Here is a 13,464-nt window from a genome sequence, read left to right as displayed (position 1 = left end):
CCTCCGGTGGTGTCGCCGCAATTTGTTCAATGGTTGAATTAAATGGCTCCCCTGTGGCACTGTCAAGCGGTGACCAGCCCCAGCACCGCTGGCGCGGTCCGGCAGGGCAGCCTCCGCGAGCTCAACCTCGCGGTCGTGCTCCGGCGGATCGCCGCCGCCGACCGACCGCCCTCCCGGGCCGAGATCGCCGCCGGCACCGGCCTCACCCGGGCCACCGTCTCCGCGGTGGTCGACGACCTGATCGGGGGCCGGCTGGTGGCCGAGGCCGACCCCGCCCCACGTACCGGAGCCGGCCGGCCCGCCCGCGGCCTGGTGCTGGCCGGCGACGGCCCGGCCGGGCTCGGCCTGGAGGTCAACGTCGACTACCTCGCCGCCTGCGTGGTCGACCTCACCGGCACGGTCCGGCACCACGTCGTGCGCCGCGCCGACCTGCGCCCGGTCTCCCCCGCCGACGCGTTGGCCCGTCTCGCCGCGCTCGCCGCCGACGCCCGCGCCGCGGCGGTACGCCAGGGGTTGACCCTGGCCGGCGCGGCCCTCGCCGTGCCGGGCCTGGTCGGCGACGGCGGCCTGGTCCGGCTCGCCCCCAACCTGGGCTGGCGGGACGTACCCGTCCCCGCGCTGCTCGCCGGACACCGGCTGATCGAGCCGGTCGCCGGGGTGCCGCCGCTGGTGGTGGAGAACGAGGCCAATCTGGCCGCCCTCGGCGAACTGCACGCCGGGCCACCCGGATCCGCCAGCTTCCTGCACATCTCCGGCGAGATCGGGATCGGCGCGGGGATCGTCCTCGACGGTGCGCTGTACCGGGGCACGCGCGGCTGGAGCGGCGAGATCGGTCACATCCCGGTGCACCCCGAGGGGCGGCCCTGCCGGTGCGGCGGCCGCGGCTGCCTCGAGCGGTACGCGGGTCAGGAGGCGATCCTGGCCGCGGCCGGACTGGCCGGCGCGGAGCTGCCCGCGGACACCGCCGCGACCCGACTGGCGGACCTCGCCCGGGCCGGCGACCCGGCCACCCGCACCGCGCTGGCGGACGCCGGGACCGCGCTCGGGGTGGCCGTCGCCGGGGTGGTGAACCTCCTGGATCTGGACACCGTGGTACTCGGTGGCGGATACGCCCCGCTCGCCCCCTGGCTCCGGCCGCCGGTGCTCGCGGAGATCTCCCGGCGGGTGCTCACCGCCGCCTGGTCCCCGGTTACCGTGCGGCCGGCGGTCCTCGGCACCCGATCCGCAGCCGTCGGCGGGGCCGCGTCGGTGGTCCGCCGGATCGTGGACCGGCCGGTGGGCTGGCTGGCCCGCACCGGATGAGGTCATCCGTCCCCCGGATCCCGGGGCGGGATCAGGCCGTGCGGGCCACCGGCGGCTCGCCGGCCGGGCCGTCCGCCCACCCCCCGCGCCGCTCCCGCGACACCTGCGCCACCGGCCAGCCGGCCTCCGACACCGCGGTGGCCTCCGGGCGCCGGGCGCTCTCGTCGAACTCCCGCATGCCGCGCAGCAGCGCCTCCCGCCCCTGCGGGGTCATCCCGGCGAGGACCCGGTCCAGCCGCTGCCGACGGTCGGAGCGCAACTCGGCGAGGAGCCGGACCGCCTCCGGGGTCAGGTGCAGCGAGATCTCCCGCCGGTCGAAGCGGCCCGGTTCCCGCTCCAGCATCCCGGCCGCGACCAGCCGGTCGCAGAGCCGGCTGGCCGAGGAGAGCAGCATGTCCGTCAGCGTGGCGAGCCGGCGGAGGTTGATCCCATCGTGCTGATCGACGACCATGACCGCACGCAACTGGGCGCTGGAGAGCCGGTTCGTCGTCCGTTCCCGGGCCGCCTCCCAGACGGCCAGGAGGGTGCCCGCCGCCTCGTCCAGGGCGGCGGCCATACTCGCATCTGGTCCGTGGGGACCGTGTTCTTCGGCCATGGTGGGCCCGAGACTACCCGCCCCACCAGGCCAACGACCTGTGCAAAGGAGCAAAGATGAGCGGACCGGAGGATCTGGCCCGCCGGGCCCTCACCGAGGCGCCGGCCGACCTCCTGCTCGACCGGCTGGCCGTCGAGCTCAAAGAGGCGTACCAGATCACCCGGGCCGATCTGTACCAGGTCGACTACCGGCTGGCGGAGCTGCTGCCGCTGACCGGCGGCGCGCCGATCACCACTCCGGGCCACCCGGCCTGGCGGAGCTTCGACCACCAGGAGCCGATCGTCACCGACGGAGTCGGGTGGTTCCCGGTGGGTATGCGCGGGGAGCGACGGGGCGTGCTGGGGCTCTCCCCGATGCCGGACGACCCGGCCGCCGTCGGCGAGCTCGACGCGATCGCCACCGCGTTCGGCCACGAGCTGGCCGCCGTCTCCGCCAGCACCGACATCTACCTGAGCGCCCGGCGCAGCCGGCGACTCACGCTCGCCGCCGAGATGCAGTGGGAGCTGTTGCCCGGCCGCAGCCGGATCCGCCCGTCGTTCAGCCTGGCCGGGCAGCTGGAGCCGGCGTACGCGGTGCGGGGCGACAGCTTCGACTGGTCCGACGACGGCCACCGGCTGTTGCTCTCGGTGATCAACGGCTCGGGCGAGGGGGTGGCCGCATCCATGCTCACCTCGCTGGCCACCCACGCGCTGCGCAACGCCCGCCGGGCCGAGCTGGGCCTGGCCGACCAGGCCGCCCTGGCCGACCAGGCGATCTACGCCATGCACCGGGGGGACCAGCACCTCTCCGCGCTGCTGCTGGCGCTGGACCTGGCGTCCGGACTGCTGACCATGGTCGACGCGGGATCACCCCGCCTGATGCTGCTGCGCGACGGCGAGGTCAGCGAACAGGTCCTGGAGAAGCAGTTCCCGCTCGGCATGTTCGAGGGCACGGACTACCGGGAGCAGCGCGTCCAGCTGCGCCGCGGGGACCGGCTCTTCGTGCTCAGCGACGGCGTCATCGACGCGACCGGGCAGCAGGTCCGGTACGGCGAGACCGCGCTGGACCGCTTCCTGCGGCGTACCGGGCCGATGGAGCCGCTGGACGCGGTCCGGTCGTTGATCGGTGACCTGCGCGCGTTCGTCGCCGGTGACCTGGTCGACGACGCCGTGGTGGTCTGCCTCGACTGGCTCGGGCCGCAGCCCTGACCGGACCGTCGGCCCCGGCACGTCGCGCGCCGGGGCCGACGGCTCAGTACGCCCCGCGGCTGTTGAGCACCGCGCCGAAGGTCTTCCAGAGGATGGTCAGGTCGGCGGCGAGCGACCAATTCTCCACGTAGTAGAGGTCGAGCCGGATGCCGTCCTCCCAGCTCAGGTCCGAGCGACCGCTGACCTGCCAGAGACCCGTCATGCCGGGCTTCACCAGCAGGCGCCGGGCCACGTCGCCGTCGTACCGGGCCACCTCGGAGGGGAGCGGCGGGCGGGGGCCGACCAGGCTCATCTGGCCGAGCAGCACGTTCACCAGCTGCGGCAGCTCGTCCAGGGACCACTTGCGCAGCAGCCGGCCGATTCGGGTGACCCGGGGGTCGTCGCGCATCTTGAACATCAGACCGTCGGTCTCGTTGCGCGCGACCAGCTCGGCCAGCAGGGCGTCGGCGTTGACCACCATGGTGCGGAACTTGAAGACGCCGAACTCCTCGCCGCCCTGACCGACCCGGACCTGGCGGAACAGCACCGGCCCCCGGCTGTCCAGCTTGATGGCGAGTGCGATCACCACCAGCAGCGGTAGCAGCAGGGCCAGCGCCAGGAACGAGAGGGACCGGTCGACCAGGCCCTTGACGAGCTTGCGGGCGCCCCGGAACTCGGGCGCCTCGACGTGGATCAGCGGCAGGCCGGCGACCGGCCGGGTGTGGATGCGGGGACCGGCGACGTCGGTCAACGCCGGGGCGACGACCAGGTCCACCCCGGTCCCCTCGAGCTGCCAGCCCAGCCGCCGCAGCCGGGTCGCGGTCAGCTCGCCGGAGGCGGTGACCGCCACGGTGTCCGCTCCGATGGCGGTGGCCGCCTCGGGGATGCCGCGGAACGAGCCGACCACCGGCACGTCACCCAGCCGCTGCGGCACCGGGGCGAGCAGGGCGTCGGGGATGCACGCCCCCACCACCTGGTAGCCGGCGTACGGCTCCCGGCGCAGGGTGTGCACCAGCTCCAGCACGTGCGCGGTGTCGCCGACCACCAGCACCTTGCGGGACCAGCCGGCGCCTCGCTCCCGGGCGCGGTGCAGCCGCTTGCGGGCGGCGAACCGGGCCAGCTCGAGCCCGACCGTGCCGACGGCGAAGGAGATCGCCAGGAAACCCCGGGAGACGCCGACGTCGGCGATGTAGCCGGCGATGGCGATGCCGCCGGCCAGTCGCATGCTCGCCGAGCTGACCCGCCGGTACTCGTCGGCGCCGTATCCGAGCACCCGGTCGTCGTAGCAGCGCAGCGCGCGCAGCGAGATCAGCCAGGCCAGCAGCAGGCCGGGGGCCACCACCACGTACGGGATCTTCGAGCCGCTCGGCTCCTCCTCACCGAAGCGGGCGACGTATCCGACGAGGATGGCCACCGCCAGGACGGCGGTGTCCAGCACCGCCAGGACCCGGATGTACGCCCGCTCGTCGGCACGCGCCGCCGGCCCGGGGCGGTCGCCCCTTGGCCCCGACGGGGTCCTGGCGGGGGTCAACAGCGTCGCCGACCTCACCGGCCCTCCCCATTTCGTTCAGGACGGCCCCGGCCGGACGGACCTCGATCGAGGACCTGCGGCGGCGGACCACTCCGACATCTTGCCTGGACAATTATGAATGCCGACTGCTTCGGACGTATTGCCGTCACTTTTCCCTCGCCCGCATGCCGGGAAGCGTTCCGCCGCACCAGATCTCCCGGTACGGCGGAACCCTGGAACTGAGTGACGGATCAGCGCGGCGCGGGCGGCCGCAGCGCGATCGCCTGCAGGAAGATCCCACCGATCTTGGTCGGGTCGGCGGCGACGAAGGGAGCACCGCCGGTAACGTCGGTGATCGACTTCAGCTCTGCCTTGTTGACCTGGTCACCGATACCGATGATGATCACCTGCACCGGCTGCTCCGGGTCCTTGATCTTCTTCAGCTCGCTGAGCAGCGCCGCCTGGGAGAGACCGTGGTCGTCGTCGTTCGTACCGTCGGTGAAGAGCACCACCGAGTTGACCTTGCCCGGCTCCCACTCCTTCTGGACCTCCTTGTAGGCGGCCAGCACCGTGTCGAAGAGGCCGGTGTTGCCGCGCGACGGCTGGATCCGGGCCAGCCCCACCCGCAGGGCCTCCCGGTTGCTCGACAACGGCTGTATCCCGACGAGCTCGCTCCAGTCCTGCGAACCGTTCAAGTTGGTGGAGAACGTCCAGAGCCCGATCGACCAGGAGTTGTCGAAGAGGTTCAGGCCCTGGCCGGCCGCTTCCACCGTGACCTGCTCCCGGGTGGCGCCGTGGGCGGTTGCCACCTTCTCCTTCATGGAGCCGGAAACGTCGATGACGCAGAGCATGCGGCCGGACTGGGTGGCCACCGACCACGTGGTGGTGGCAGTCGCGATGTTGGCCGGGTCCAGGCCGCCCGCCGCCCCCTGACCGGTCGGCGGGGCGGTGGCCCCACCGCCCGCCGGGCTCGGGGCACCCTGGGGCGCCTTGAACCCGTTGCCCCAGTTGCCGTCCGGCGAGCGCAGCGACTGCGCGGCCAACCGGTCGCGGAAGCCCGAGGTGGTGAGCACCTCGAAGAGCACCTTCGCGGCCGACGCCTTGGCCGGCTCGATGCCCGGAAGCACCGCGAACGGGTAGTCCAGCGGCATCGGCGACGGTTCCAGGTAGAGCGCGGCCAGCTGGATCGGCGGCTTGGTCTGGTTGTACGCCATGACGTCCTCTTCGGAGAGCGCGGCGGCACCCAGTCCGCTGGCGATCGCCGTCGGATCGGAGGAACGCGGGAACTGCGCGAGGAGGTCCTGCCTGATGGACGAGCGGTTGGTGGCCAGCGCCCGCAGCGCGCCGATCATCGCCTCCTTCGCCGCCGGCCCGGAGCCGGTGGCGCCTGCGGCCGCGGTCAGCGAAAGCAGGCCGGAGAGGCCGGCGGCGTCCTGGGTCGGCTCCACGATGCCTGCGCGCAGCGGCGACTTGCCGGTGGTGACCGCCTTCAGCATGTCGGTCCAGGTGAGCTTCTTGTCCGGCCAGCCGACCCGGGAGGCCACCGGCTCGGGCATGGCGACCACCACCGGGCTGCGGGCGATCGAGGCGCCGTTGCCCGGGGCGAAGGCGGTGGCACCGCCGCTCTTGAGCCGCAACAGCCAGGTGGAGGAGTCCGGCACCCAGACGTCGGGGGTCACCGCCGTGCCGCTGGCCTGCCCCACGCCGGCCAGCGTCGCGCCGTGCTTGCTCGCCACGGCGGCGGCCACGTCGACCGACTCGGAGGAGGCGACGTTCACGGCGATGCAGGTGCCCCCGACCGCCGCCCCGTCAGCGACCCACTGGTCGGCCGCCGCCTTGACGGCGGGGGCGATCTCCGGGGCGGCCGTGACGGACAGTTGGATCTGCCCGGAACATGACGGCCCCGCGAGTTGCTGGTAACCGAAGAAGGACCCAGCGACGACGACGAGCACAGTTGCCGCCGCGGCGGCAACTGCCCCACGGAGGCTTGAACGCATGCGATGGCGGCCAGACACGGTGACCATCTTGCGTATCTCGTGGGGTTAGTGCCACAACCTTTCGGTTGAAAGTTACGCAGGAGAAACAGTTGATCGCAAAATCGTAACCATGAGTGAACAGTCAGTCATCCGGCGTGGCGCTGGTCCACTGCCGACGGTCGCCCGAGCCGCTCGGTGACCGTGCGGTCACGGCCGGACACAGGTCGGGCTCGCCACCGGCACCGGCTCCCCCACCGCCGCCGGGACCCCGGTGTCCGGGTCCACCCGGAAGGTCCTGATCATGTCCGCCCGCTCGTCGGCGACGTAGAGGTGCTCCCCGGTCAGCGCGAGGTGCCGGGGCCACTCCCCGCCGGTGTCGACCTCGGCCACCAGCCGCGGCGACCCGTCGGCCACCGAGAAGACCGCGACCGTCCCGACCCCACGGTTGCCGACGTAGAGGAAGCGGCCGTCCGGCCCGAGACCGACCTCGGAGGGCTGCACGTGCCCGGCGCGCCCGCTGGCGTCCACCCGCTCGCGCCGGCGCAGCGCACCGTCGGCGTCGAGGTCGTACGCGGTGACCGTCCCGTCCAGCTCGCCGACCAGCCAGCAGCGCCGCCCGTCGGGGTGCCGGGCCAGGTGCCGGGGCCCGGAGCCGGCCGGCGTACGCAGCCGCGGGGCGCGGGGCACCAGCCGACCGGAGGCGGCGTCGAGGTCGTACCGGTAGACCGAGTCGGTGCCCAGGTCGACGACGAGCAGCGGCCCGGTAGCCGGATCGGGCGAAACCATGTGGCAGTGCGCCCGGTCCTGCCGCTCCGGGTCCGGGCCGCGCCCCTCGTGGTGGACCAGGTCGCTGCGCTCCCCCGGCACGCCGTCGGAGTCGAGCGGGAAGACGGCCACGCTGCCGCCGCCGTAGTTGGCCACGAAGAGGTGCCGCCCGTCCGGGGCGACCGCCAGGTGACAGGGCTCGGCGCCACCGGTCGACCGGACCCCGAGCGGGCTCAGGTCACCGTCCGGGGCGACCCGGAAGGCGCTGACCTGCCCCTCCGGCAGCTCGTTGACGGCGTAGAGCACGGGCAGCGCCGGGTGCCGGACGAGGAACGACGGCGACGCGGTGACCGCCGCGGTGCCCAGCGGGGTCAGCTCCCCCGACGCCGGGTCGCGGCGGGCGGCGACGATCCCGGCGGCACGCCCGCCGCTCTCCGCCGTGTAGCCACCGATGTGGACGATCGCTGCCTGCGCGGTCACCGGACCCACCTTCCGCCGATTCCTCCGTCGATCCAACCAGAGGCTTCCCGAAGAGCCGGCGGTTCAGCCATGTTTTCCGGCACCAATTCGACGGCCGGCCGGGGTCAGGCCACCGGCACCGGCTCGCCTCGCTGCCGGGCGACGTGCTCGACCAGCGAGATCAACACCAGTTTGCCGGACTGCCGGTCCCGGGCGTCGCAGAGCACCAGCGGCACGTCCGGGTCGAGGTCGAGCGCGTCACGCACCGACTCCAGGCTGAACCGGCGGCCCCCGTCGAAGCAGTTGACCCCCACCACGAAGGGGATGCCGCGCTGCTCGAAATAGTCGATCGAGGGGAAACAGTCGGCCAGCCGGCGGGTGTCCGCGAGCACCACCGCGCCGAGGGCCCCGAAGGCCAGCTCGTCCCAGAGGAACCAGAACCGGTCCTGGCCGGGGGTGCCGAAGAGGTAGACCTGCAGGTCCTCGTTGATGGTGATCCGGCCGAAGTCCATCGCAACGGTGGTGGTCGACTTCTGTTCCACGCCGGAGAGGTCGTCGGTGCCGATGCCGGCCCCGGTCAGCACCTCTTCGGTCTGCAGCGGCCGGACCTCGCTCAACGCGCTCACCAGCGTCGTCTTGCCGGCCCCGAAGCCACCCGCGATGAGGATCTTCAGGGCCAACGGGATCCGCTGACCGGACCCCTCCCGGTCACAGCGCACGGAGTCCATTGACCACCGCCTTGAGGATGTTGTCGTCGGGCAGTTGTGCGGCGGTCGGCGGCTGGTGCACCGCGACGAGCCCGCGGGCGAGGAGATCGCCGAGCAGCACTCGGACCACGCCGACGGCGAGGTCCAGATCCGCGGCGAGGTCGGCCACCGCGACCGGCCTGCGGGCCAGCTCGACCAGCCGTCGGTGCTCCGGCTGGAGCCCGGGCTGCCCGGCGGCGTCGGTGGTCGGCACGGCCAGCACGAACGCCACCAGGTCGAAGCCGTCGACCGCGGGTCGGACCCGGCCCCCGGTGAGGGTGTACGGGCGGACGACCGGACCGGCGGCGGCGTCCAGCCATTCGTGCTGCGGTCCCGGCGACTCAGCCCGCATCGGCGGCACCCGACGCCGTCCGGGCCGGCGCGCTCAGATTCTCGCCGACCCGGATGACCAGCATCGCCATCTCGTACGCCACCAGGCCGATGTCGGCGTCGGCGTCGCTGACCACCGCCAGGCAGGCACCCTGCCCCGCAGCGGTGACAAGGAGGTACGCGGACTCCATCTCCACCACGGTCTGCCGTACCGCGCCGCCCGCCAGGTGCCGGGTGGCCCCCTTGGCCAGGCTGGAGAAGCCCGAGGCCAGGGCGCAGAGATGCTCCGCGTCGGTGCGGCTCAGCTCGGCCGAGGCGCCGAGCAGGAGCCCGTCCGCCGACAGCACCACCGCCTGGCGGGCGGCCGGCACCCGCTCCACCAGCTCGTCGAGCAACCAGTCGAGATCGACGTTCTGCCTCGTCGTGTGCACCACTAGGCGTCCCTCTCAGTCGCGGTCAGGGGTTCCGGAGCCGACGCCGGCGGGGCGGGCTCGACGCACTGGGCTCCTGCCTCGTCACCGGTGGGGCCCGGGCCGAGGGGTCGGGTGGCGGGCGCGGTCGGCTCCGACTCCGGGGCGTGCCCGGCTGGCGCGGTCGGTGTCGCGGCGGCCCGGGCGCCGTCGCGGCGGCCGCGGGCGGTGCCGGCCTGGAGCGCGGACATCGTCCGGCGGATCTCCTCCGGCGGCCGGTGGGCCGGGGGCCCGCGTCGAAGGACGCGGCGGGGGAGGCCGTCGCCGTCCGGGGCGGCCTCGACCGACGAGCCGCGGCCGGCGACGAAGGGCACCACCGGGGTGGCCGACTCGGGCCGTTCCCGGCCCGGCCGGGTGGCTTTCGGCCGGGGCAGGGTGTTGAGCCGGGTCACCTTGGCCATCCGGCGGTCGCCCCCGGTCGCCGCCCCGGCCTCCGGGCCGGTCGGCCCCACGGCCGGCTCGTCCGTGACCAGGTCGGTCGGAATGAGCACCACCACGGTGGTGCCGCCGGGGGTGGCCGGCCGGAGCTGGACCCGTACGCCGTGCCGGGCGGCGAGCCGGCCCACCACGAAGTGGCCGAGCCGGGCGCTGTCGGCCGGGTCGAACTCCGGCGACCGGGCCAGCTTGCGGTTGGCGTCCTCGCGGACCCGCGGTGACATGCCCAGCCCCCGGTCTGTGATCTCGACGGCGTACCCGTTCGGCACGGCCTGCCCTGAGACGTCGACCCGGGTGTCCGGTGGGGAGAAGACGGTGGCGTTCTCGATCAGCTCGGCGAGCAGGTGGATCACGTCGCCGACGGCCCGGCCCAGCACGCCAGCGGGCTGCACCACGCCGACGTCGATCCGGTCGTACGACTCGACCTCGGAGATCGCGCCGCGGATCACGTCGACCGCGGCGACCGGATTCCGCCAGCCCCGGCCGGGCGCCGCACCGGCGAGGATGACCAGGTCCTCGGCGTGCCGCCGGAGCCGGGTGGCGAGGTGGTCGACCTGGAAGAGGCCGGCCAGCTCGTCCGGGTCCTCGGTGCGCCGCTCCAGCCGGTCCAGCAGCGCCAGCTGCCGGTGCACCAGCCCCTGGCCCCGCCGGGCGATGTTGAGGAAGACCTCGTTGAGACCGCGGCGCAGGGTGACCTCGTCGACGGCGGCCTGGACGGCGGTCCGGCGTACCTCGTTGAAGGCGTGTCCCACCTGGCCGATCTCGTCGCCGCCGTGGTCCAGCTCGGGCGCCTCCCGGGCGACGTCGACCTCCTCGCCCCGGCGCAGCCGGGCGACCACGTCGGGCAGCCGCTGCTCGGCCATCTCCAGGGCGGCGGTACGGACTCCGGTGAGCCGGCGGGCCAGCGACCGGCCGACCCGGAGCGCCACCAGCACGCAGACCACGATGGCGAGCAGACCGAGCACGCCGGCTGCGGCGAGCCGGACCAGGATGCCGACCGCCATCGGCACCGAGCGTTCGGCCAGCCCGTCGGCCCCGCTCAGCTCGAACTCCCGCAGCCCCTCCTGAACCGTGGCCTGGCTGGACTCCCAGCTCCGCACGTCGAGCCGGGGCGGCAGGCCGTCGGCGCGGATCAGCGCGTCCTGCAGGGCGCTCAGCCGGACGAAGGCCTCCCCCTCGGTCAACCGCCGGTACGCCGTCCGTTCCGCCGCGGGCAGGTCGGCCACCGCGGTCTCGGCCAGGAACCGCTGGTTGTCGATGGTCCGGACGAGCTGGTCGTGCTCGCCCTCGGCGAACCGGCCGGCGGTCAATGCGCCGGCCAGCAGCGCGTCGGTCTGGCCGAGCAGTTCCCGGGAGCGGCCGAGCGCGGTGAGCGCCAGCGCCTCCCGGTTGAGATCCGCGTCCGGGAGCGTGGCCATCGCGGAGAACGCCTGGAAGGCCGAGGAGATCATCCCGCTGTAGAGGCCGACCGTGCCGGAGCGGTCCACCTGCCGGCCGTCGATGAAGCCCCGGCCGGCGGGCAGCGCGTCCAGCGCGCCGACCAGCTGGTCGAGCCGGGTGTCGAGCCGGTCGTCGGCGGCGTCGCGCAGGTCGTCCCCGGCCACCCGACGGCGCAGCTCGGCGACCGCCCGGTCGGTGCGCAGCCGCTGCTCGGCCAGGGCCGGCAGGGCGGTGTCCCCGGCGAGCTGGATCACCGAGAGCCGGCGTTCCCGTTGTAGCTCGGCGACGACGGTCTCGCCGGGGCGGCCGAGGTCGTAGAGGAGGGTCCGCGCGGCGAGCAGGTCGAGGGCGGGGCCGAAGGTCAGCGTGGTGGCGAAGATCCAGAGCGCCAGCAGCGCGGTAACCGGGCCGATGACCAGCGCGGTCAGCTTGGCCCGGATCGGCCAGTCGCGGGTGTTCAATCAGACCTCGCCCGAAGGTGTGGCAGGGGTGGCGCCGGCCGGACGTGGTCCCGGCGGCGGCGCCGGGCCCCGGCTCGGGCACCTTGGGCAGGATACGTAAATCCCGGCGGATGCACTACCGGCCGTCTCGCCGGGCACTACCGTCCGGGACGTTCCGCTGTGGACGCCCTTACGGGCGAGCGCCCCGCCGGAAGTACCGGTGGGGCGCTCGCGGCGGGGGGCGGGGATCAGGCGTGGACCCGGAGGCCGGGCCGGCGACCGAGGACGGCTCGAAGTTGATGTGCGGGTTGCCGCCCCGGTTGTCCACCCCGTACGACATCTGCCCGCCGTCCTGGTTGGTGCGCACCTGGACGTCCTCCCGCGGCGCGTTGACCGGCAGCTGGAGGTAGTTCGGGCCGACCCGGCAGCGCCGGGTGTCCGAGTAGGAGAAGGTGCGGCCGACCAGCATCTTGTCGTCGGAGAAGTCCAGCCCGTCCACCAGCACGCCGGTGCCCGAAGGCGATCTGCTCGTTCTCGTTGTGTGGACGTTGAGCTCCCACTGCGGGTACTCGCCACGCCTTTCGCGTACCGCCGCCGGCACCGCGAGGCGGGGCTGCGTCACGCGCAGCCCGGGCGCCCGGAGGCGTACGGCGTCGATTCGACCGGCAGCACCCCAACCAAGCGCGCTTTCTGGAACGAGTCAATTTTTCGCGAGGGCTCGCCGCGTGGGTCTCGGGGTCCCGGACGCGGAATAGACCAGGAAAGTGCCCCGGATCGGGATTGGCGATCAGTGACCGGAGGGAATACCAGCGGGTGAAGGAGGAGCCATGTCGCCCACGCAGGTAGTCGTCATTGTCATCGTCGTGTTGGTGCTCGCGGCGCTGGCCGCGGTCGCCGTGGTGGCGAGCCGCCGCCGCTCGCTCAAGCAGCGCTTCGGCCCCGAGTACGACCGGGTCGTCGCCGAGCAGGACAGCCGCAGTGCGGCCGAGCGTGAGCTGCGGGAGCGGAAACGCCGGCACGCCGAGCTCGAACTCACCCCGCTGGACCCCGAGTCCCGGGCCCGGTACGCCGCCGCCTGGGAGGAACTCCAGGTCCGCTTCATCGACTCTCCCGCCGAGACCGTCGGCGACGCCGACGAACTGGTCAGCCGGCTGATCGCCGAGCGTGGGTACCCCACCGGGGACTTCTCCGACCAGATCGCCCACCTCTCCGTCGAGCACGCCCGCACGCTGGCCCACTACCGGGACGCCCACGAGATCCGACTGCGCAACGAGCGCGGCGAGGCCAGCACCGAGGAGCTCCGTCAGGCGGTCGTGCACTACCGGGCCCTCTTCGCCGACCTGCTCGGCGAGGAGCCGGTCGGCCACCAGCCGCCGGACCAGCGCCATCCCGACCACCCGCACGACGCCACGAGCCGCTGAGGAGGCTGCCGCGATGCGCCAGGAAGAGCAGCAGGTCACGAACGAACACCCCGAGGCCGTCCGGTCCGCCCCGGTACCGGTACCGGAATCGGGCGACCTCCCGGACGGCGACGGACCCCGGGCCGACCGGGCCGACGTCCCCGAGGACGCCCTGGACGACCGGGGCACCTTTGACGACCCGGCCGTGAAAGGCGACCCCGCCGACGATCGGCTGGACCCCGACCGACGCGACCCGGACGGGGCCGGCGATCGCCGGGACCCCGGGGAACTGGACGAGACCCGCCCGTACGACCTACGGGACGCCCGGGACGCGGACGGTGAGCCGGCCGCCACCGACCGGGACGGCCGGTCCGAGTTCCACGAGCCGGCGCCGCTGCCCACCGCCTTCGGCGCGGCCACCGCGTCACCG

Annotated in this window: 12 protein-coding genes and 1 pseudogene; 4 read left to right on the top strand and 9 right to left on the bottom strand. The window is 73.8% G+C overall.

Features of this window, described 5'->3' with window-relative positions; translation table 11 throughout:
- Positions 1-42: 42 nt before the first annotated feature.
- On the top strand, positions 43-1,302 hold the full coding sequence (locus SLP03_RS25860; RefSeq protein WP_319463229.1) for an ROK family protein: 1,260 nt from the start codon (positions 43-45) through the stop codon (positions 1,300-1,302).
- 31 nt (positions 1,303-1,333) lie between these two features.
- Here SLP03_RS25860 and SLP03_RS25855 read toward each other — a convergent pair whose 3' ends face one another.
- The gene (locus SLP03_RS25855) at positions 1,334-1,858 is read right to left on the bottom strand and encodes a MarR family winged helix-turn-helix transcriptional regulator (RefSeq protein ID WP_319463228.1); all 525 of its coding nucleotides are present in this window, start codon (positions 1,856-1,858) and stop codon (positions 1,334-1,336) included.
- 95 nt (positions 1,859-1,953) lie between these two features.
- Between SLP03_RS25855 and SLP03_RS25850 the strand changes: the two genes are divergently transcribed.
- The gene (locus SLP03_RS25850; RefSeq protein WP_319463227.1) at positions 1,954-3,084 is read left to right on the top strand and encodes a PP2C family protein-serine/threonine phosphatase; all 1,131 of its coding nucleotides are present in this window, start codon (positions 1,954-1,956) and stop codon (positions 3,082-3,084) included.
- Positions 3,085-3,127: 43 nt separating this feature from the next.
- On the opposite strand, the gene SLP03_RS25845 is transcribed toward SLP03_RS25850, so the two are convergent.
- From SLP03_RS25845 to SLP03_RS25810, 8 genes are all read right to left on the bottom strand, one after another.
- Positions 3,128-4,612, bottom strand: a complete 1,485-nt coding sequence (locus SLP03_RS25845) for a sugar transferase (RefSeq protein ID WP_319463226.1) — start codon at positions 4,610-4,612, stop codon at positions 3,128-3,130.
- A 212-nt stretch (positions 4,613-4,824) separates the two neighbouring features.
- On the bottom strand, positions 4,825-6,570 hold the full coding sequence (locus tag SLP03_RS25840) for a substrate-binding domain-containing protein (protein WP_319463225.1): 1,746 nt from the start codon (positions 6,568-6,570) through the stop codon (positions 4,825-4,827).
- Between the two features lie 186 nt (positions 6,571-6,756).
- Positions 6,757-7,803, bottom strand: coding sequence for a lactonase family protein (locus SLP03_RS25835; protein WP_319463224.1), 1,047 nt, complete (start codon positions 7,801-7,803; stop codon positions 6,757-6,759).
- 95 nt (positions 7,804-7,898) lie between these two features.
- Positions 7,899-8,501: an ATP/GTP-binding protein gene (locus tag SLP03_RS25830; RefSeq protein WP_319463223.1), complete on the bottom strand. Its 603-nt coding sequence runs from the start codon at positions 8,499-8,501 to the stop codon at positions 7,899-7,901.
- The gene (locus tag SLP03_RS25825; RefSeq protein ID WP_319463222.1) at positions 8,482-8,871 is read right to left on the bottom strand and encodes a DUF742 domain-containing protein; all 390 of its coding nucleotides are present in this window, start codon (positions 8,869-8,871) and stop codon (positions 8,482-8,484) included. Before SLP03_RS25825 ends, SLP03_RS25830 begins: the two co-directional genes overlap by 20 nt.
- Positions 8,861-9,283, bottom strand: coding sequence for a roadblock/LC7 domain-containing protein (locus SLP03_RS25820; RefSeq protein WP_319463221.1), 423 nt, complete (start codon positions 9,281-9,283; stop codon positions 8,861-8,863). The genes SLP03_RS25825 and SLP03_RS25820 overlap by 11 nt, the downstream gene beginning before the upstream one ends.
- On the bottom strand, positions 9,283-11,655 hold the full coding sequence (locus SLP03_RS25815) for a nitrate- and nitrite sensing domain-containing protein (RefSeq protein WP_319463220.1): 2,373 nt from the start codon (positions 11,653-11,655) through the stop codon (positions 9,283-9,285). Before SLP03_RS25815 ends, SLP03_RS25820 begins: the two co-directional genes overlap by 1 nt.
- A 169-nt stretch (positions 11,656-11,824) precedes the next feature.
- A complete protein-coding gene (locus SLP03_RS25810) occupies positions 11,825-12,256 on the bottom strand; it encodes a catalase (protein WP_319463219.1) in 432 nt (143 codons plus the stop codon).
- Positions 12,257-12,461: 205 nt separating this feature from the next.
- Between SLP03_RS25810 and SLP03_RS25805 the strand changes: the two genes are divergently transcribed.
- Together SLP03_RS25805 and SLP03_RS25800 are read left to right on the top strand one after the other, a co-directional pair.
- The gene (locus tag SLP03_RS25805) at positions 12,462-13,055 is read left to right on the top strand and encodes a hypothetical protein (RefSeq protein WP_319463218.1); all 594 of its coding nucleotides are present in this window, start codon (positions 12,462-12,464) and stop codon (positions 13,053-13,055) included.
- Between the two features lie 13 nt (positions 13,056-13,068).
- A pseudogene (locus SLP03_RS25800) lies at positions 13,069-13,464 on the top strand (hypothetical protein); the annotation flags it as partial.

The sequence above is a fragment of the Micromonospora sp. RTP1Z1 genome, from assembly GCF_033804685.1.
Lineage (GTDB): Bacteria > Actinomycetota > Actinomycetes > Mycobacteriales > Micromonosporaceae > Micromonospora.
This window is presented reverse-complemented; position numbering and strand designations above follow the sequence as displayed.